Raw genomic sequence first — 19016 nt, forward strand, 5'->3', positions numbered from 1 at the left:
CTATCTATAAATCTCATCAATCAATGCATCCATTCCCTCTTCACTCACATCATCCATTACCATCATAGTTTCTTTATGAGCGACTAAAAAGGCAACAAATCCATCAATCTTCTTTTTAGATTGCCTTTTACTTGGTGCTTTCATTCCGTTAATGTTTGTCACAACAACCACATTCAGAGCACAATACACAAATAAAGGATTGTCTGTAAAGACACGTTTTTCATACATGAGTCTTTCTGCATCATCCAGCATTGCATTCATCACGTTTGGATACTGATTGACTGCAATACACTCTAAACCGAGATTTTCAAGCTTTTCTATTAACTTTTGGGACATCGCGGGATCATAATTAATTTGTTGTATATCGTACAACTCCATACATGTAAGGATATATTCCATCACTTGATCCTGGTCAATCATCTTTCCGTCACAAAATGTTGCAAAACCACGTTCCACCATACTTGTATAAGGAACATTGTCTTCCTTTTCCCTAAAATCAAGGTTTTCATTCGGCAGAAAATACATCTGCTTGACTTTCAAAATGGATGTTCCTTCCTCATCATGAGTGGGAAAATTTAAACTCACGCACGTTAAATCTGTTGTTTTAGATAAGTCTAACCCGATAAAACAAGTCTCGCCTGTAAGGTCTCCCAAGTCCTCTACTAATATATGTTCCACCTGATCTTGTTCAAAATAATTATCTGCACCGTTCACGAACACATTTAAATGTTTGGAAAGGAACTCAGCTTTCGAATGGGCGGATTGTTGCGCTTTCTTATACTCATTCTCAAGTTGTTCCATCGTCACAGAAACACCAATATTCGGATTCACCATCTCCCACACTGTTCTATCTGTCCAGTCATACCCTTTGTTCGGCTCCCAAATTGCAACAAATAAAGGATCGTCATTATCTTTTTCCAACGCTTCTTTTGCAAGTTTATATACACGCATTCCGACGCTCGATGAGCCTTTACCTGCCGTTGAAATATTCAGCATCATGGGCTGTTCACGAGATACCTGGGCAGATTTTAAATTATCGTACATGTCCATGTTTTCTTGTGCATGTAATTCATCGTTCAATACAAAATAAGGGTTCTTTCCCTCAAGACCCTTCGTGTTTTTCGTTAATACCTTAAATTTATTCTGATAAGCAATACCATTTTTATGATATCGGTACATGGCACCACTCACTGTACCATTGATTCCTTTATACACCTGTGTATGTCGTGCCAACGGTTCCGAGTTTTCTATTGCTTGCGCAATAGGTTCCGCTGCATTTTGTGCTTGTTCATAATCAGATGCTGCACAATAACAATCCGCTCCCAGTTCCAGTTCTCCATACATCGCATAGAGCAGTGCACCTGCGGCAATAATTGTTTTCCCATTCTTTTTTGGCACTTGCACATAGGCCTCTCGAACAACACGGACATCTTTCCCTTTTTCATTTTTACGATACCAACCATACATATTAGCAAAGACAAACATTTCCCACAATTCTAATTCCATCAATTGACCGGCCAGTGGTCCTTTCACATGGCGGATGAAAGATTGAACGAAATCTAACATTTCATTTGCTCGATCTACTTCAAACCAAATATCTTTTCTTTTTTTCCACTTCTTATATCGCTCTACCGCAAGAATGATCGATTTCGGGTATTTCTTTTTATGCTCCATGACGTGACTTGCATACTGATCCGCATAGTTCACGCCTAGTTTAATCATCATGTAGATTTCCGCCATTTGGCTCGATGAACTGCTAATTCATCTTTTGGTTCATTAGATTGCATATTTTCATTGTTTTTTTGTGTTTTTTGTACACTTTTTCCCTTATTCGTCATTCCTAGAGCTTCTAACATTTTATTCTTCTTATCATTCCAAGTTTCAACTTGTTGAGCGAGCGGATGTTTCATTTCATTTACTGCACCAGCCTTGTTTTTATGCGTTTTTGTAGGAGCAAAACCATCGGCTTTCCATTCTTCAAACATCGTTTTATAAATGATAAAAGCATCTAAATAATTATCAATTAATGGTTCTAAGGAAGGTGTGAAATTGTCATCTTCAGTCAATAATTTTATGATTCTATTTCGTTCTTCATCCCTTGCAACATCTAGCATTTCCAACTTTTTCTTCTTTGACATTCGAGCCATTTTCACACCCCCCTTCATTTTTAAAAAATGGCGCAACTATTGATATGCCCCCTACGCTACCTATCCTCCCCAGAGCGGAATTTTTAACTTTTGATAGGGGGGCTTCCAAAATAACTCGGAAAAACTTTTTTCGGTTTATCTTCATTTTCTTCGATTGTATGACAAACTGGACAAAGTAACCTTAAGTTATTTTCTTCTAATTTAAGAGTTGGATTTTCCTTGATTGGTATTACGTGATGAACATGAGCACGCCTACCAAAGACGAACCTTCCACATCGTTGACAGCAACCATTCTCTCTTTCGTAAACTTGAGACCTGACAAACTTCCATGCATCCGTACGATAGAATGGTTTGTTATCATGATGGTAGATGTTCTTCTTATCTTTCTTCTTCCTTAGTTTATTACGCTTATGTTCCCCGCAGTAACGTCCTTTGTTTATCTTGTTACCGCAGCCGTTAAAGTCACAATACTTCATGATAACAATTCAATGATGTCTTCTTTCCTTCTAACATCAGCTGAAATCTCAATGCCTAACTCATAAGCATACTCACGTAACTCTTTGACTGTCATGTTACTTAGTACTGGCACTTCACTAACCACTGTTGTGTCTGAACCACCCGCTACACCCACACCGACGAGCATACTCCCTGGATTTACAGTTATTTCAAAACCTAGATCTTCACTAATTGGAACAAATAGACTCTTCTTCTTTTCGTTATCCCAATACTCTGTGCCCGCTATTGTTTTTCTTGTTTCTACAATCATTCTTCAGCCTCCTCAAAAATAAAAAGAGCCACTTGGCTACTTAATCACAACTTGATGAACTACTATATGAATTTCCTGAATCTGATAATGAATGTGACGAACAAGAAGATGAATAACTGCTGCTATCATAACCACTGTAATCTGAGCTAGAATTTATTACACTTGATGCTGCGGTATGTATGAGCACATCATTATGTGCTCTTTCGTTATTTCGTTTCAAATTACTCTGAGCTACTTTCTCATTCTTCTTTTCCTTTCTTTTGAAAAACATACTTCCGCTCCTCCTTAAAATAGGAAAAGCACCCATTACGGATGCTTTTCACTTCAACGACTACATTCAACCTTATACCATCGAAATCTGGTTTCGGATTTTAGATGCCGTCACTATAAATCGTTTAGACAAAATATATTATAAAGAAATTTTATGAGTCGTGTTTTCCGCCACTTCTCACCATACAAATATAACACGTTTTTTCTAAAACAACCGATACTTTTTCTGCCAAAAAGCGGTCATGTCTCTGCCAATTTTAATGTTTTTTTATTAGAAATTAACGAAATATACTTATTTCTATTTTCTAACAAAAAAACACAGATATTATACAAAAGCAGAAAAACTAGACTATCAAAGTTCTAATTTTCACCTAATAAACATATAAAGAATCATACCTACACCAAATAGTGCAAAACCAATAGCTGGAATATACAAGTAAATACTTTCTTCTTCCTCAGTATCTTTATTCTGTACCATACCCTTATCATCCCTTCATATATATGCTATGAGAACAATGTGTAAATCATTTTACCCAGAATAAAAAATATAATGTAAGCAATAATTGTTATCGACAAATTCTTTTTTTTCAAAACGTTTCTTAACAAACAGTATACTATTACAATATTCATAAACAATGAAATGAAATTGAATACATATATATACTCATTATAAATTTTACTTCCAATGGTTCTAATAAGCAAGACGTCTATCCATTGAAAAAAAGATAGTATTGACAACGCCTTGAATAAAATCATATTAGGCACGTCATGTTCCTTGTCACTAAATACTACAAACAATGTAGATAGGATAATCACAAATACCGATATGGCTCCTACAGAAAATGACGTATTAAAAATAGCTACTATACCTTTCAACATAAATTTTTGATCATCATTAGGCAGATAGGGACTTTTTTCTGCAAATATGAAAAAGGCTTGATCAAATAGTATAAAAGACATTAAAAAGTAATTAAATATAACTAATAAAATCAAATATTTGCTATTAATTCTATGTAATAATCCATTATTAATCATTGCGTTAACCTCATAATAAGCATATGTGAGAAATTTGATTCAATCCATGCACCTATAAATAAAAGAAAAATCATGCCACAGAATAAATTAAGGTTATTGTTTAGTATACTTCGGTAATCGATGTGCCTTTTATTTAGTAGCTTATAGACTATTAAACTATTAATATTCCAAACGATTACAAGTGCTAACAAATTTGCAGAAATCTCAAAAATGCCGTGAGGTAATAACCCTGCAAAAACACTTAATCCCCAGCGGGAAAAGCCAAGTTTAATAGTTGTAACTAGAATAATTGCATTAAAGATAATTAAAACAAGCGAAATAACACCAAAAGATAGTGTTCCGAAAAGAATTATATTTAACGTAACCATAACATTATTAGATAATATTTCTGAAAAACCTTTTTTCTGAGACAAATCAAATGAACCATCTTTAAAATCAAAAAATAACATAGCAGCCAAAAGCAAAATATACGTAACAACAAGTAATAAAAACTTTTTAGTATTACTCATTAAACCTTAGATTAATACGTAATAACAACCGCTTTTGTCATTTTGTTCAAGGCTGCTTTTATAGCGAACAAAACCCCTACTCCAACAACATTAAGAGTTGCAAACATCCCCATTATAGTCCAAACTCCTACTCCCGCTTCTACTAAGTTGACAATTTGACTTACAAATGCAGTGTCAAGACCGAATTGCGCAGAAATCATAAACATATTCGATGTATCCATTCCTGAAACAACTGCGAAACCTACAATACTGAACGCCATTAAAAACATTAATTTTCTTACCATAAAAAAACTCCTTCACTATAATTTTTTAGCTGTCCATATACATGAAATACAAAAATCATTTCGAATTTCATGAGGCATCTTAAACTCCCCATCTACCTAAATTCCACTGATGTATATGTATAGCTGATAATACCTTAATTTCTCCTAGGTAATAATATCTTACATTCCAACTCCCGACTATACTTAAAAAGTCTCTTCTCATATCCTTTTTTCATTATTGACAATTAAATGCAGCGCACTAAACCTTTTTTAGACTCTCTTTAATTACCCATATCTTATATTGTGTGTCATTCATTGCAACCTTAGAACCCTTGGTATCTATGGTTTTATCAAACCTTCCTTTTTCAATGCGACAGTTCGAATTTTATGGTTCATTGCTACGCATACAAAAAGAAAAAACAATGATTAGATTTTGAATCTGCTCATTACTTTATCCATTGCATCTTGGTTTACACCTATATACCGTAACGTTACTTTTTCACTTGAATGGTTAAAAATTTCCATTAACAACGCTATATTTTTCGTTTGCAAGTACATATGATAACCGTAAGTTTTGCGTAATGTATGGGTACCAATTTCATCCAATCCAAACTCTCCAGCCGTACGCTTTAATATCTTATATGCCATACTACGACCAATTGGTCGATTCTTTCCTTTTCTACTCTTTAGTACATATTCCTCCTCTCCTCTTCCTTCATTAAACCATTTCAATTCTCTTTTTAAAGATGATGTGATTTGAATCCGTTTTTGCTTCCCCGTCTTCATTTCACGCATGGAAATATGACTCCCTTGTACATCTCCCACTTTCAATTTTAGAATATCGCTTATGCGTAGCCCTGTATTAATCCCTATAACAAACAACATATAGTTTCGTTCATTCTTTTCTTTTAAATATTCTTTGATTTGTTGGATTTGCTCTGGATCACGTATGGGCTGGACAAAATTCATGATTCATTCCCTCCAGTTTTTTCAGTTTCATAAACTTCTAATCTAAGAGCAAAAGACAGTTTATAAAACGCTCTCGCTTTCACACGTCGATACGTACGTTCACTCATGCCAATTTCGTTATACACCATATAATCGCATACATCTTCGTCTTCTAAATATCGTTTCACTATAATGTCCCGCTGATTTTTTCCAGCTGTACTGTTTCCGAATCGACTCAATGCTTGTTCCACTCGAAATGCCATTTTCTCTAACCATTCTTCACGTTTGCTTTGTTGGATATTAGCGATTGCTACATCCTCTAACGGTTTGCCAACTGTATGTGTAGGACCATGCACTCTCACTTTATAAGAAGGCGTGACTTTCATTTCCTTACGTATCATTCCAAATTGCTTATATATACGTACACTTTCCAAAATTCCCTCTACATTCTCTTGTGTTGCTGCTCGATCTATTTTTGGTAAAAAAGATATTTGCTCCGTCATTCCAGACCACTCCTTTTTCTTCTGTATTACTTTTGTCTTAACGCTCCACGTCTACGCTCATAACGTGGTCCATGCACCCCCATTAAACCCTCAATTTCACGAGTGCTAAAATTCTCTTTTGATTTTTTCTTTTTTATTTGTTTTTCCCATTCACGTAATAGATCCCTTCGCACTTTCATTCTTTCCATCCCCCTTACAAAATAAGAAAAAGGGCACCCTTTCCTAAAACAGTTTGATTGCTGTTCTAAAAATCGGTGTCCTCCAGTTTTCTAGCCGGACTATATGTATTTCATCATGCTCAGCTATATAAAAAGATTTCTCCAAGCTTTCTCTAGTCTGTCTTTTTCTTCTTTTTGCATAGCCTTTGTACGACGAGCGATTGCCTTTTTTAATTTCTTTTTCTTCATCTTAGCCAAACCCTTCACTCCTTCTCTTTCAACACCCTTACTCTCCATTTTCGGACGTTTTCATTCATTTAATACCCATTACATTTAAAAATAATCGAATTGCGCATGGCACCCATCCGTTCCTACTTACAAACGAATTATTTTATAAAAATTATTTAATCAGAACCTCTAGACTCATTCCTCATATACAAAACTAACTTATTCTTCAAAAGCAGGTGAACAACATGCCCTCTATCTTTGGAAATGTAGTCTTTCAAACAAGCAATGGTTCATTTCATTCGGGTAATTTTTATAACGTTTCTCCCAAAGAAAATAGAAAAGGCTATCATGATTCTGGTGCATCTCATGCAGCCTTCATTGTCAATACCTTTAATGGTGTTTGCTGTAAACCAAGACCAGGTTGGAACAACTTTATTGCCTCACTCTGAATACAAATCAATATTCTGTTCATACTATAGATAACCCATTTTTGAACCACATTCCATGATTAGAGTAGTTAGCTTTTTGCTAGCTGCTCTTTTCTTTCGTTCCCCTTCCCAATCTGCGCACACCCTATATCATGTAGACCGCTTTCTTATCCATTTCCGGAATAATTCCTCGTTTCGTTAGCATATCATGAATAAACAATCTACTCTTTTGTGTCCAGCGCGTATTCATTTTTATAGACCGACTACCGTCAGAATGCGTTACGTCAACCGTTTGTGATTTTGTATAGCCTTTATTTTGATGTTTCACATATAGTAGCCATTGCTGGTTTACTTTATACTGTACTTTTTCATCCTTTAAGATTTTATTTAATCGAACGGCAGACAATCCATAATCAGCTGCAATTTGCGAAACGGTTACCGTATCTTTTGATTGAAGAATTTGATCGAGGTAGGTAATCTTGGATGCATTTTCTGCAACCTGCTGTGTTAACATGAGATTCTTTTGTTCTGCCATTTGCCTAGCAAGTTGTTCGTCTTTCAATTGTGAAGCAAGGCTAATCAACAAGTCTGGATCTTGTAATAACGCGTTAATAGTAGGTGGTGTCATGTAAGCCCCGTGTTTTCGAATACTTGGCAGCACTTCATCAAATACCCATTTTTCAAATTGTTCTGCTTGTGGGAGTTTGGATTTTACGAGTAATCTATATAAATTCCCCTCGTTTATGAATTTCTTCTCTTGTGTTCTTCCGAGTGAATCGATGACCTCGCAAAACGCGACCCCATCTTTTTTACAATGTTTACTTAAAGCATCATGAGGATTGGAGTACCCTAAAACTTTCGCAACATCGATTGCTGGAAAGTACTCTTTTCCATCCTTGATAAAAATCTCTACATTCCCGAACATGTTATGTGAAAATGTTTGCATTTGCGGCATTTTTCAATTCTCCTTTTCTACAAAATTCAAACTTTATGACTGAAATTTAACAGTTGCTGTTGTTTGTGTATGTGTCACCTTTCCATTTACCCAATATACAACTTGTTGCCCATACCCACTTTCTGGCGGTTTCACCCATGTGGCCGCTCCATCCGTCACAATATATACGCCATTTATCGTTACATTGATTTCTCTCTTCATATTCATCATCTCTCCCCTACATTTTCTGGAAGGAACCCTTAATCTAACTCCATAATTTCTTGTAACGTCAGCTTGGACACATACACTTTGATGACTTGAATCTTTCCGAACGTATCCTTGGCTTGTTCTTCCGCTCCCGCCTCAGATTTTGCTTCAAACCAGAACAACCTTTGTTTTTCATCTCGATCAAAAAACTCTACTGCATATGTTCGTTTCGCTACACACTGCGATACAAACCGTTCTGCTGTACACTCCGCTTTGTAATCCAAACTACCTACCACATCTTCAAATGTGAGTTGTCTCATGCGCCTAACCCTATGACTCTTTTTTCAATCCTTCCTTTTCTTGCTAAATCCATAAGAAGTAAAGCCACTTCATCTGGATCTCGTTCTATCCTCTGACCAATTGCAAATACACTCTCATTGTTGTTCCATGCCTCTTGTACTCGCCATACATCATCTTCATCCCAAAACATGTCCAGTTCTTCTAATGCAATATAGAGTTTGCGGCGTTCACTCTTCATATATTTTCGATTCTGCGCGGCCATCGTATAATTTTCTAACTGTAACTCTGTCATACGCTTTCCCATTGATTATCTCCTCCTATATCGTTTTTTTGAAATTTCGCAATCTATAATTTTCACCCTGCATGTGTAGCACCTCTGCATTTTCCATCATCCTGCTAAAATCTCGTTCTCCATACATTGCCCCTAGTTCTTTTATCGTAAAATTCGTAGTAAATAATGTACTTTTTCCGACACGGCTGTCCACGATTTCATTTGTCTTCGTTTGTTTCCACGTTACGCCCTCTCTGTCTTTCTCTGTAAATTCCGCTCCAAAGTCATCCAAAATCAATACATCAACCTTTGCAAGGAGTGACATCAGCTTTCCTTCTGTCATGTCGCTATTTTTATTCCATGTTTCTTTAATCTTTGTAAACAGCATGTTCATCTGAATAAACAGTGCGCTGTGCCCTCTCTTCATGAGTTCTTTTGCAGCCGCTACACAAAGGTGACTTTTGCCAATTCCATACCCACCTGTCAGAATACGACTTGTTGGTTCTGTTTGCGCAAACGAGTCTACAAAATATTTCAAGTCTTGTTTGGCACCTGATAACGATTTGTTCGGTGGTATGTAATTTTCGAACGTTGCTTTTTTCAATTTTTCATTAATTAAACTATGATCCGCAAACGAATCATACAAACTTACAATTTCCTGTTTCTGTTTGATGTGTACCGTTTCTTGCGCTAACCGTTGGTCTTCCTGCTCCACAACTCTACAATGTGGGCAAAATTCTTCTTTCGTTGCAATATCCTTCAACATTCGCTTGTTACAAACATCTTTGATCTGATGTTGTCCAACTACAAATATATTTTGACATCGATTCGCTGACACCGTATACTGTTGGACCCTTTCTTTAAAAGTCGTATGCTTCGATGAAGCGGTTGTCTTTCCGAGTGATTGCATGATTCGTTCCTCCTCCATTTGGTCCATCTGAATGATTCACTGGTTCTTCGTTTAGATAACTTTCAAATTTCGTTCCAAATAACGTTTCTGGTCGTATATACTGTTTCATACGTGCATCTGTTAACCACTGCACTGTTTTTTGATCAATAACTTTCTGAAAATCCGATAGGATAAATCCTTCTTGCCATCTCGCTTTAATTAACGTTCTGTTTTTAGGCGTTTGATGTTTAAATGATTTATTGGCTTTTTCATTCAAATACAAAATAATCTCTTCGTAGGGGATAGTGTCTTTTCCTGTAGTAATCTCTGTAGTAGTCTTTGTAGTAATCTTTGTTAAAGAATTTCCCCTTTCGGTAAGTTCCATTTCATCCAAAGAGGCATTTGAAATTTTCCCAAAGGTCAAAATGGATTTTACCCTTTGGTTTATTTCAGGAATGTTGAGTTGAATATGATGTGTAGGTGCCCCATTAAACTTAAATGTTTGCACATTTACAAACCCTTTTTCTATTAAAATTTTAATCGCTCGATCATATTGTTTCGGTGTAATGCGAATCTCACTCCCCCAATCTTCACGGCTTTTCGCCAGCCAAAATGCACCATTCTTTTTCACTTTCAATTTACTCTTCCCCTGCTCATTCGGCAGATACCAATACACAATTTGTCCCAACAAAATCCCCGCTATTAAATCCCCTGTGAGATCTACATACGCGTGACGTACTGTAAAACCATTCCTCGCAAAAGCTTCCACCTCAAATATCTGTCCACTCATCTCCTGTTCTCACCCCTTCCACAACATACACTCTCGTAACTTATCTACTTGTCTTTTATGTACATGATTTGTTATACTATAAGAGCTTTCGAGTAGCTTGTGTTTTCAGTTTGGTATCTTGCTCTATACTAGTATCGCGGATAGAAAGACCTGATTTCAGGTCTTTTTGTCTGGTTATAAATTTACATACTGACGAATCCGTTTACATATGATATACTAATTAAGATGAATGTTCATTTACATCAAATATGATGGCTAGGTACAGAAAAAGTCCTATTTTATAGGGCTTTTTCATATTTAAACGCATTCCTCAAAAAATGTAATACCATGCACCCTCTCCACAACATCCGCATTCACACCTACACTTCTCAAACGCCTTACAATCCCTTGAATACGTGCACGTTCCTCATCATACTTCTCTTTCGCACGACAGAGTGCCGCCAATTCCCTTCGGGCTAATCGGGCCTCTTTGATCCAGATGCAAAACTGATAGGGATCATTCTTTTTGAGTGCTTCTACTTGCTTTTGTTCGCAATGTTGCAAGAATTCCTCGAGTATTTGTTTCTTTTGTAAGTCTTTTATTAGAACTGATTTGGTCATGTTGGTTTCTCCTCTTCTTTCACCTGCGATAATCGCTCACCGATTGGACACATTTTCCAGTGTTTTCTTTAAAAAGATTATGCTATATTAATTATGTTGACGGCTCTAGCATTCTGCTAGAGTCCTTTTTCTTTTTCACACACCCTATGCACTTGGAATGACTCGTATTGAGTTCGTATGACGATGAATGAGATAGAGCTGTCCATCTGCCTTTTTATAGATCAACCAATCCTCCGGATTCAAATCGTACGAGTTAATATGTATCTTCTCTCGCTTCGTTGGCTTCTTGCCATTTTTCACTTGTTTCCCTCCCTCTATTTCTCAAACAGCTCGTCCACTGTTGTTTTGAAGTATTTTGCTAGTTTTTGAGCTTCTTTTAGGGTGAAGTCATGTTTGCCTTGTTCCTTCGAGTAATATGTTCTTTGAGCTATGTTTATCAATTTCGCTGCTGCTACTTGTGTCATGCGTTGCTCTTTTCTGGCTATGTATAGATTTTTGTGCATGGGTATCGCCTCCTTTTTTAATATTTTACAAACCGCACAAATTCCCCAAGGGAATTAAAATTCCAAAAAAAATTACTTATCGAATAAATTAGCAATATCTTTTTTAAAAACACAAGCTATGCGGGAAGCAAGATTATAATAAATATTTTTTTGGTACTTGTCATTATTAATAATTTTGTAGCAATAACTATTCGAAATCCCTAAAATTCCAGCTAATTCTTGATACGTATACCCTGATTCTTTAAATGCTTGTTTTAACTGCGTCTTTTCACTATTAGAAGAATTCATGTTAGAACTCCTTTCTGTACTTGTATAAACAAGATTAACATTCCCTAAGGGAAATATCAAGACGTTTTACAAATAATTTTTTACAGTTGTTTTTCCCTAAAGGAAATATTATAATGAATTCAAATGAAATTAATGTATGAGGTGATTATATGGAATTAAAAGAGCGAATTCGATTTCTAAGAACAGAACGCAATTTAAAACAAGACGAACTAGGAAAAGCTATAGGTGTAAATGCTGCTAGTGTGTCAAAATTCGAAACAGGTTTAAAATCCCCTTCTCGCGAAACCCTTCAACGTATGGCAGATTTTTTTAATGTTTCAGCTGATTATTTACTAGGAAGATCAGATAACCGCCAATTGAACCAGATACTCAATAAAAAATACAATATTTTAAAAACGCGACTTGATCAACTACCTCAGGAACATCAAGAGATTGTATTACAAAATATGTTAACAATGATGGAGAGTTTCGAAAAAATATCTAATTATAAAAAAAAATAGATTGCTCATATAGACTCCTCATCTTCTAATAATATAATCGATTCAAACATACAATCGATGTGCTCATCTATTTGTTGTTCGTGATTTGTAATCTCGTCTAAAAATTTGATAAATTCTCTCAAAATCTCATATTTAGTCATTAACATTCTCACCTCAAAAATAATTATTATAGTAATAATAACATTTCCTTTAGGGAATATTATTAAAGTATCTAAACTTGTATTTTTTTATTTTTAGATACTTAAAAAAGGAACGAGATAAACTCATTCCTCATTCACTTCATAACAGTATTTCAACCACCTGGTTTAATTGTCTCTTGTGCTTGAGCTTTATTATTAGTAGTCGGCAGTTGTTTGAGGTTCTCCTGATTTATTCCCCACACACCACTCACCATTGTGAATACCATTGATGCTGAAAATACCATATAAACTAATTTCTTCATCATTCAACACTTCCTTTCCTACATCCCCATTAATATGAATCATTGTTTCTATCAATTCATATTCTTCTCCGCGAGCATATAACTCTTTAGCTGTCAAACTTGCGAAAAAATAATTTGACTGAGAAAGAAATTTCGTGAAAATCTTATGCAAATCTCTACGATGCTGGCTTGCCACTCCTGTAAAGTATACCAAAAAGTCTCCCTCTATCCCATCATATAATACTTCTTTTAACTTAGAAATATTCTCAATGCACGGATTCTTTTGAAATTCAATTAGATTTAAATCAGAATCATCTTCCAATTTAACTCCAAAATAAACCTTAGCTAAATCTAAATTATATCTAGATTCTGTTTGTAGTTCTATGTCATTTACGTTTTTTATTAAATCATGACTTGCCTGAAAATATCGTAGGCTTTTAGTTTGATTTTTTGTTAAATGAGACATACCCAAAATATAGTACGCATCAGAAATTGTTTTTTTACTGACATTTGCTTCTATAATAGCGTTCGCAAATTTCTCAGCATAATCTAAACGATTGAAATGTAAATAAACTGGAGCGAAAACTTCAATAACCCTATATACATAACATGCTTTAATGTAAAATTTTCTTTCGCTCTCTATAGCTATTACCTGCTTTTCAATTTCTTGTGCTAATTCCAACATGACATGATATTTCTTTAAATGAAAATAGTTATAACATTTCATTATATCAACCAGAATACCCAAAATCTTATCCTTTGGTTGTCCTAATTTGTTTAATTCATGGATAATTTTTGTACCATGCAGTTCACTAGTAATGTATCTATACAAAATGCTGTAAAAAACTGCATATTCACGCACCGTCCCAGTATCTTCTTTGTATTTAAAAATTAACTGTTTTAACAACCCTACATTTCTAGTTAAGGCTGCATATTCAAAACTCTGCTTAATTGCCTCCGCTGTATCCAACTGTAAGCACCAATCTGCCATCGTTTCTGCTGGACTTTTCTCAGAATCATTTAGTACATATGATAATTTTACTAAATGACAAAAACTAATCGTTCCTTGATTTTTAAATTTTGACATATACTGTAAAGGAACACCGATTTTTTCAGCCACAATTGTTAATGTTAAATCCTCTCTATCTTCAATCAAACCACATATTCTTTGACTAAAGCGCATAAAAATATTCCCCCTCTCTAAAACATAAAAATTCATCATCCTATTTTTATTTTCTCAACCTAGAAACTGCACTACGAATGATGAATGTCTGTTATACTAAGGAGGAACTCGTATGGTGCAAGTGTTTATCCTAAGGGTCTAAAGTAGCTAGGATGAACGGTGTAGGAGGCTTTGGAGAGCACCTCTTACACACGCTCTGCGAGTTTTTATGTTTTGATTTGTTTTATTTTTTCGATTATTCCGTCTATTATTCCGACAGAAAACCCTAATACTGTATCTACACCCAATTTTAGCACGAACTCCCATTCTATTACACTTTCAAATTTATTTCTCAATATAATTTAAAAGGCATTTATTGTTTTTTCATAATATTAACTTGTAATATTTTCCACCTATAATGAATAACGGTTCATTTTCATTATATTTTACCAATATCGGTATTGAAACCAGCCAATTCTCAAAAGTTTAGCCCAACCAATTCAAAATAATATCCTAACATTAAAAATATCAAATTTATAACTTTCTCAACATGTGCCATCCATTAATTTGATGCAATTATTTTAACCTTACTATTACAATTACCTTGATTGGTGTCCCAAGCCAATCTTCCCTACTAATACGACAAGTGGGGATTTTTCTTTTTCAAACAAATTCTAAATATGTTATACTGTCTTCAAATGTCAATTTGTTTCACGCAAGCACTATGTTGTTAAAATTAAGGTGATTCAAGTCAAAGGTGGGCTCTCAATTTATGTTGAGAGTCTTTTCTTTTGGTAACAAACAAGTTATACTCTAATCAACAAATTGAATTATCACTCTTTTTATATACAGGAGGGATTCGTATGGTGATCTACAAAGATAAAGAACGAGGAACGTATTTCTTCGTTGTCAGAGTCCGTCAGTTTGACGGTACACAAAAACAAGTAAAACGTCGTGGGTTTAAAACGAAAAAAGAGGCACGTGAAGCCGAAGCGAAAATGTTAGTTGAAAAAGAAACCAACTCGAGCTTAACGTTTGCTCAAGTTGCGGATAGTTATTTTGATTGGTATTGCCAAAGACGAAAGCAAACCTCAATAAAGGTTATACGAAATGTAATATACAATCATTTACTACAGGAATTTAGCAAAATCAAAATTGAAGAGATTACAGCTAAACACATTATGAATTATCAAAATAAAATCATAAATAGCTATTCCGCTGACCATTTAAAAAAAATTCATACTGTACTCTCTGCCATATTCAACTTCGCAATTAAATTCCATGGAATAACTATTAATCCAGCACGTATTGCTGGTAATTTTGAAAAAGAATCAAATAAACGAATGAATTTTTGGGAATTTGATGAGTTTCAACAGTTTATTGAAGTTGTTGACAAGCCATTGTACAAAACATTCTTCTCAACACTATATTATAGTGGGGCTAGAAAAGGTGAACTATTAGCTTTAACTTGGGGAGATATTAATTTTGATGAGCAAACAATTAACATTAATAAAACAGATTATAATAGGCAGATTACTCAGCCAAAAACCAAGGCTTCTAACAGAATTATTATGTTGCCCTCTCTTGTTATAGACTTATTGAAAAAATTAAAAGAACATGCTACATTAACAGCACCAGTAAAAGATGATTATGTCGTTTTTGGAGAGTTCCGTAGCAGTATTTCTACAAGCACACTACAATTAAATTATAAAAAATATATAAAGATAGCCCAAGTTAAAAACATTGTGCTCCACGAATTCCGACATTCTCATGCATCCTATCTAATTAATAAAGGCATAAGCCCTCTTATGGTAGCCCAACGTCTCGGTCATTCAGATGTAGCAACGACTCTGAACACTTACAGTCATTTGTACCCGTCAAAGCAAGCGGAAGTAGTTGCATTTATGGAAAAAGATTTGTCACAAAAGTTACCAAATCGTTGCCGAGATACTTAAAAACCTTGCTATGTTTGTTTTTACAGACACCTAACTCTTCCATATATGTTTGAAACTTCTCGTATAAAAACAATGGTGGTGTCTGACTATCATCCCTTTCAACAAACTGTAATAAGTGATCCGTTAGCTTCGCTAATACAATATAGTACTCCGTCTTCGAAGCAAACATATTAATCCTTACTTTTTTCCAATACTTTTCTATTAATATTAAAAGTACAATTTTCGTTTGTTGACCCGCAGGTAGCGTGTAATACTCGTTAATAATTTGATTCACAATCATTTGCGCTATTTGTTGCCATTCAAATGAAGAAGGTTCTCTTCTTTTTATATGACGAAAATAAAATTTATGCGGACACCGCATAAAATCATACAAATGATAATCTGTCATCGTTTTGATTGAGATTTTCTCATGCACTTGCTCTTCAGCTCCCTTCTGCCATTAAGAAAGGTGTTTTACAAATTTAGCTCCAAACTGTAAACATTTTTCTACATCTTCATCTTCTGGCGTTAATTCTACTTTTAGTCCTTCTAACACAACTGCTGCTCCGCGCTCTTGTAGCTTTTCTATTAAAATGTCAACCGCCACTCCGTATTTCGGATAAGCCGAATCACATGATCCGAATACGGCCGCTTTTTTCCCAGTTAAATCAATAGAATCCATTGCACCATAAAAATCTAAGAAATCATCAGGAAGATCACCATCTCCCCATGTGTATGCACCTAAAATAATTCCATCATACTGTTCCAATATAGAAGCTTCTGGTGAATCCATAATATCAATAACTTCAATTTCATTTTCTGTTTCACGAATTACGCCGGCAATATGGTCAGCCATTTCCTCTGTATTTCCACTCATACTTGCAAAAATCATTACTAACTTACTCAACTGAACCTCTCCCTTTACTTTGTATCTCTTTTTCTGTTTGAATGCTCTTCTTCTCATCTACATATTCAGACCGAATTACATTTCGTTGCCATTCCATATGCTGATCAACATCTTTATTTTTATCTTTTAATCCCCTCCGTAGAAGGTGAAATTTTTTTCTCATTAACATGTCGCATCCATCCTATTGATAATAATTATCAATTTCAACTATATTTAGATTAATTGACATTGATTATCAATGTCAACAACTATTTTTAAAAAAATGATTAAAATGTACAAGCTTGTCCGTTAGCTATTCATATACTATAAATGAGCATAGTTCTTTCTCAGCCCTCTCTGACGGAAAGAAATAAAAGCAACTGCGATAGAGCGCAGTTGCCTTTTTTTGTTTTTCTATGATTTTAGTAATCTTATAGTAGTCTCTAAGAATAGCTCCACTCCACAAATTAATGCTGATTCATCCACGTCAAATTTCGGATGATGATGTGGATAACAAGTATATATATTTTCATTACCTGTTCCTAATTTAATGAAACAACCGGGTGCTTTTCTTAAATATGCTGAAAAATCTTCCCCACCCATAGAAGGTTCAAGCTTAACAACACGCTCATTCCCAAACAAATGTAGTGCACTTTCTTCTACTATTTTCGTAATATATTCATCATTAATAACCGGATCATATCCATATCGATACGTATATGTATACGATCCTCCATGTGCTTCTGTAATTCCTTTCACAATTTTTTCGATTTTCCCTTCTGCTTCTATTCTTAATGTTTGATTAAAAGAACGTACAGTTCCCATTAAAGTTGCTGTACTTGGAATAATATTATCAGCCATTCCCCCATGGAACTGCGTAACTGAAACGACTCTTTGCATGAAAGCACTTGTATTTCTTGATACGATATGTTGTAAATTTGTAATAATCTGTGCTCCGATAGCAATAGGGTCAATCGTTTCTTCTGGACGTGCTGCATGTCCTCCTTTGCCTTGAATCTCAACTGTAAATACGTCTGGAGCTGCCATCATTGGCCCATACGCAATACCTATCTTTCCGCTCTCCAATCCAGACATAACATGTAAACCTATTACATAATCAACACCGTCCATAACGCCCGCCTCGACCATTTCTTGTCCACCACCAGGGTATGCTTCTTCTGCATGCTGAAAGAATAGACGAACTTCCCCTACAAACTCTTCCTTCATATTTGATAACATCTCTGCTGTACTTAATAAAATAGCTGCATGAGCATCGTGCCCACATGCATGCATCACTCCTTTATTTACAGACGTATAAGATTTCCTTGTCTCCTCTTGGATTGGTAAAGCATCTATATCAGCTCGAATCGCAATCACTTTCCCTTGCTTCACGCCTCTTTTAATTGCTAGTACACTATACTTCGTCGGTCTCGTTACTTCAAAAGAAGAAAACGAGCATAATGTATCATATATAAATTGCGAAGTTTCTTTTTCATGAAATGATAATTCCGGATACTTATGAAAATGCCTTCTCCATTTCACGATATTTTCTTCCGAAATTAGACTCTTCCACACTCTATTCATGATAATTTCCTCCTTTTCAAAAGAACTAGAAATTTTAAATTTTACTCCGTCTTAAATGATTAATAAAAGCAAATACTGCATTTTTACGTATTCTTATAGTCCACTTTTATGTATTCACACAATCCACTTTCTATTTACATATCAAACCCATTACAAATTCATGCTGAATGTAATATAATTGCTAAGTTAGGGATTTTCTTTTTTAGTATTTAGTGCTAATATCAGAAAAGAGCCTTTTGACTTATTTTTACCTAAAATGTGGGATTTTGTTTTTTTCACAATAATGTAGGACATGATACCTACAAAGAGCTATTATTTCATTAAGAGAGGGAAAGACATGGAAAGATTAAAAGAGATATGGTCTCGACCACTCACACAATGGGTTGCAAAGACGGTTTATTATCTTGCAATTTTATTTGCATTACTTTGGTTGTATGGATTCCATGATACAAACACAAGTACATTTATTTACAATGAATTCTAGGGTGGGAA

29 protein-coding genes and 1 pseudogene are annotated in these 19016 nt (G+C 34.9%); 4 read left to right on the top strand and 26 right to left on the bottom strand.

What is annotated here, in order from left to right:
• The 10 genes from MHI28_RS10120 to MHI28_RS10165 all read right to left on the bottom strand — a co-directional run bounded on the left by MHI28_RS10120 (position 1) and on the right by MHI28_RS10165 (position 6857).
• Complete coding sequence (locus MHI28_RS10120) at positions 1-1725, bottom strand: terminase large subunit (protein WP_340827867.1); 1725 nt, start codon at positions 1723-1725, stop codon at positions 1-3.
• Complete coding sequence (locus MHI28_RS10125; protein ID WP_197235773.1) at positions 1722-2147, bottom strand: P27 family phage terminase small subunit; 426 nt, start codon at positions 2145-2147, stop codon at positions 1722-1724. Before MHI28_RS10125 ends, MHI28_RS10120 begins: the two co-directional genes overlap by 4 nt.
• 83 nt (positions 2148-2230) lie before the next feature.
• Positions 2231-2623: an HNH endonuclease gene (locus MHI28_RS10130; RefSeq protein WP_197235772.1), complete on the bottom strand. Its 393-nt coding sequence runs from the start codon at positions 2621-2623 to the stop codon at positions 2231-2233.
• Positions 2620-2913, bottom strand: a complete 294-nt coding sequence (locus MHI28_RS10135; protein ID WP_197235771.1) for a Rho termination factor N-terminal domain-containing protein — start codon at positions 2911-2913, stop codon at positions 2620-2622. The genes MHI28_RS10130 and MHI28_RS10135 overlap by 4 nt, the downstream gene beginning before the upstream one ends.
• 1301 nt (positions 2914-4214) lie before the next feature.
• The gene (locus tag MHI28_RS10140) at positions 4215-4727 is read right to left on the bottom strand and encodes a stage II sporulation protein M (protein WP_065485744.1); all 513 of its coding nucleotides are present in this window, start codon (positions 4725-4727) and stop codon (positions 4215-4217) included.
• Between the two features lie 11 nt (positions 4728-4738).
• Positions 4739-5011 carry a hypothetical protein gene (locus tag MHI28_RS10145; protein ID WP_065485746.1) on the bottom strand — a complete coding sequence of 91 codons (273 nt, stop codon included), beginning with the start codon at positions 5009-5011 and terminating at the stop codon, positions 4739-4741.
• A gap of 405 nt (positions 5012-5416) precedes the next feature.
• Positions 5417-5959, bottom strand: a complete 543-nt coding sequence (locus tag MHI28_RS10150) for a site-specific integrase (protein WP_340827871.1) — start codon at positions 5957-5959, stop codon at positions 5417-5419.
• Positions 5956-6441 (bottom strand): ArpU family phage packaging/lysis transcriptional regulator, encoded by a 486-nt coding sequence (locus MHI28_RS10155; RefSeq protein ID WP_340827874.1) that lies wholly within the window; start codon positions 6439-6441, stop codon positions 5956-5958. Before MHI28_RS10155 ends, MHI28_RS10150 begins: the two co-directional genes overlap by 4 nt.
• A gap of 26 nt (positions 6442-6467) precedes the next feature.
• The gene (locus MHI28_RS10160) at positions 6468-6620 is read right to left on the bottom strand and encodes a hypothetical protein (protein WP_340827876.1); all 153 of its coding nucleotides are present in this window, start codon (positions 6618-6620) and stop codon (positions 6468-6470) included.
• A gap of 123 nt (positions 6621-6743) precedes the next feature.
• Complete coding sequence (locus MHI28_RS10165; RefSeq protein ID WP_127064183.1) at positions 6744-6857, bottom strand: DUF3983 domain-containing protein; 114 nt, start codon at positions 6855-6857, stop codon at positions 6744-6746.
• 215 nt (positions 6858-7072) lie between these two features.
• Between MHI28_RS10165 and MHI28_RS10170 the strand changes: the two genes are divergently transcribed.
• Entirely contained in the window at positions 7073-7276 is a 204-nt protein-coding gene (locus MHI28_RS10170; RefSeq protein WP_069354804.1) for a spore germination protein, read from the top strand.
• A gap of 124 nt (positions 7277-7400) precedes the next feature.
• Here MHI28_RS10170 and MHI28_RS10175 read toward each other — a convergent pair whose 3' ends face one another.
• From MHI28_RS10175 to MHI28_RS10220, 10 genes are all read right to left on the bottom strand, one after another.
• Complete coding sequence (locus MHI28_RS10175; protein WP_340827881.1) at positions 7401-8210, bottom strand: phage antirepressor KilAC domain-containing protein; 810 nt, start codon at positions 8208-8210, stop codon at positions 7401-7403.
• A 33-nt stretch (positions 8211-8243) separates the two neighbouring features.
• A complete protein-coding gene (locus tag MHI28_RS10180) occupies positions 8244-8411 on the bottom strand; it encodes a DUF3954 domain-containing protein (protein WP_087986591.1) in 168 nt (55 codons plus the stop codon).
• A 38-nt stretch (positions 8412-8449) separates the two neighbouring features.
• Positions 8450-8716: a hypothetical protein gene (locus MHI28_RS10185; RefSeq protein WP_340827883.1), complete on the bottom strand. Its 267-nt coding sequence runs from the start codon at positions 8714-8716 to the stop codon at positions 8450-8452.
• A complete protein-coding gene (locus MHI28_RS10190) occupies positions 8713-9000 on the bottom strand; it encodes a hypothetical protein (protein ID WP_065485755.1) in 288 nt (95 codons plus the stop codon). Before MHI28_RS10190 ends, MHI28_RS10185 begins: the two co-directional genes overlap by 4 nt.
• A 13-nt stretch (positions 9001-9013) precedes the next feature.
• Positions 9014-9877: an ATP-binding protein gene (locus tag MHI28_RS10195; RefSeq protein ID WP_327880322.1), complete on the bottom strand. Its 864-nt coding sequence runs from the start codon at positions 9875-9877 to the stop codon at positions 9014-9016.
• Positions 9828-10646, bottom strand: coding sequence for a conserved phage C-terminal domain-containing protein (locus tag MHI28_RS10200; RefSeq protein ID WP_340827889.1), 819 nt, complete (start codon positions 10644-10646; stop codon positions 9828-9830). Before MHI28_RS10200 ends, MHI28_RS10195 begins: the two co-directional genes overlap by 50 nt.
• 297 nt (positions 10647-10943) lie before the next feature.
• Complete coding sequence (locus tag MHI28_RS10205; RefSeq protein ID WP_078186392.1) at positions 10944-11246, bottom strand: hypothetical protein; 303 nt, start codon at positions 11244-11246, stop codon at positions 10944-10946.
• 144 nt (positions 11247-11390) lie between these two features.
• Positions 11391-11546 (bottom strand): DUF6906 family protein, encoded by a 156-nt coding sequence (locus MHI28_RS10210; protein ID WP_176116538.1) that lies wholly within the window; start codon positions 11544-11546, stop codon positions 11391-11393.
• A gap of 14 nt (positions 11547-11560) precedes the next feature.
• Positions 11561-11749, bottom strand: coding sequence for a helix-turn-helix transcriptional regulator (locus tag MHI28_RS10215; protein ID WP_078186391.1), 189 nt, complete (start codon positions 11747-11749; stop codon positions 11561-11563).
• Positions 11750-11821: 72 nt separating this feature from the next.
• Positions 11822-12037 (bottom strand): helix-turn-helix domain-containing protein, encoded by a 216-nt coding sequence (locus tag MHI28_RS10220; RefSeq protein WP_078186390.1) that lies wholly within the window; start codon positions 12035-12037, stop codon positions 11822-11824.
• Between the two features lie 149 nt (positions 12038-12186).
• On the opposite strand from MHI28_RS10220, the gene MHI28_RS10225 reads away from it, so the two are divergent.
• Entirely contained in the window at positions 12187-12537 is a 351-nt protein-coding gene (locus MHI28_RS10225; RefSeq protein WP_078186389.1) for a helix-turn-helix domain-containing protein, read from the top strand.
• A 5-nt stretch (positions 12538-12542) separates the two neighbouring features.
• Here the strand turns inward: MHI28_RS10225 and MHI28_RS10230 are convergent, their stop codons facing one another.
• Positions 12543-12677 (bottom strand): hypothetical protein, encoded by a 135-nt coding sequence (locus tag MHI28_RS10230; RefSeq protein WP_276569828.1) that lies wholly within the window; start codon positions 12675-12677, stop codon positions 12543-12545.
• A 195-nt stretch (positions 12678-12872) separates the two neighbouring features.
• Complete coding sequence (locus tag MHI28_RS10235; protein ID WP_078186388.1) at positions 12873-14141, bottom strand: AimR family lysis-lysogeny pheromone receptor; 1269 nt, start codon at positions 14139-14141, stop codon at positions 12873-12875.
• An 842-nt stretch (positions 14142-14983) separates the two neighbouring features.
• Between MHI28_RS10235 and MHI28_RS10240 the strand changes: the two genes are divergently transcribed.
• A complete protein-coding gene (locus MHI28_RS10240; RefSeq protein WP_078186387.1) occupies positions 14984-16075 on the top strand; it encodes a tyrosine-type recombinase/integrase in 1092 nt (363 codons plus the stop codon).
• Positions 16076-16100: 25 nt separating this feature from the next.
• Here MHI28_RS10240 and MHI28_RS10245 read toward each other — a convergent pair.
• The 4 genes and pseudogenes from MHI28_RS10245 to MHI28_RS10260 all read right to left on the bottom strand — a co-directional run.
• Positions 16101-16490 (bottom strand): annotated as a pseudogene (locus MHI28_RS10245) (hypothetical protein); the annotation flags it as partial.
• Positions 16491-16514: 24 nt separating this feature from the next.
• Positions 16515-16961, bottom strand: coding sequence for a flavodoxin (locus MHI28_RS10250; protein WP_000041157.1), 447 nt, complete (start codon positions 16959-16961; stop codon positions 16515-16517).
• The gene (locus MHI28_RS10255; protein ID WP_000929009.1) at positions 16954-17130 is read right to left on the bottom strand and encodes a hypothetical protein; all 177 of its coding nucleotides are present in this window, start codon (positions 17128-17130) and stop codon (positions 16954-16956) included. Before MHI28_RS10255 ends, MHI28_RS10250 begins: the two co-directional genes overlap by 8 nt.
• A 224-nt stretch (positions 17131-17354) precedes the next feature.
• A complete protein-coding gene (locus MHI28_RS10260; protein ID WP_001082809.1) occupies positions 17355-18524 on the bottom strand; it encodes an amidohydrolase in 1170 nt (389 codons plus the stop codon).
• 337 nt (positions 18525-18861) lie between these two features.
• On the opposite strand from MHI28_RS10260, the gene MHI28_RS10265 reads away from it, so the two are divergent.
• Positions 18862-19008, top strand: coding sequence for a teichoic acid D-Ala incorporation-associated protein DltX (locus MHI28_RS10265; protein ID WP_000440293.1), 147 nt, complete (start codon positions 18862-18864; stop codon positions 19006-19008).
• Positions 19009-19016 lie beyond the last annotated feature (8 nt).

Source organism: Bacillus sp. FSL K6-0268 (assembly GCF_038005425.1).
Classification (GTDB): Bacteria; Bacillota; Bacilli; order Bacillales; family Bacillaceae_G; genus Bacillus_A; species Bacillus_A thuringiensis_S.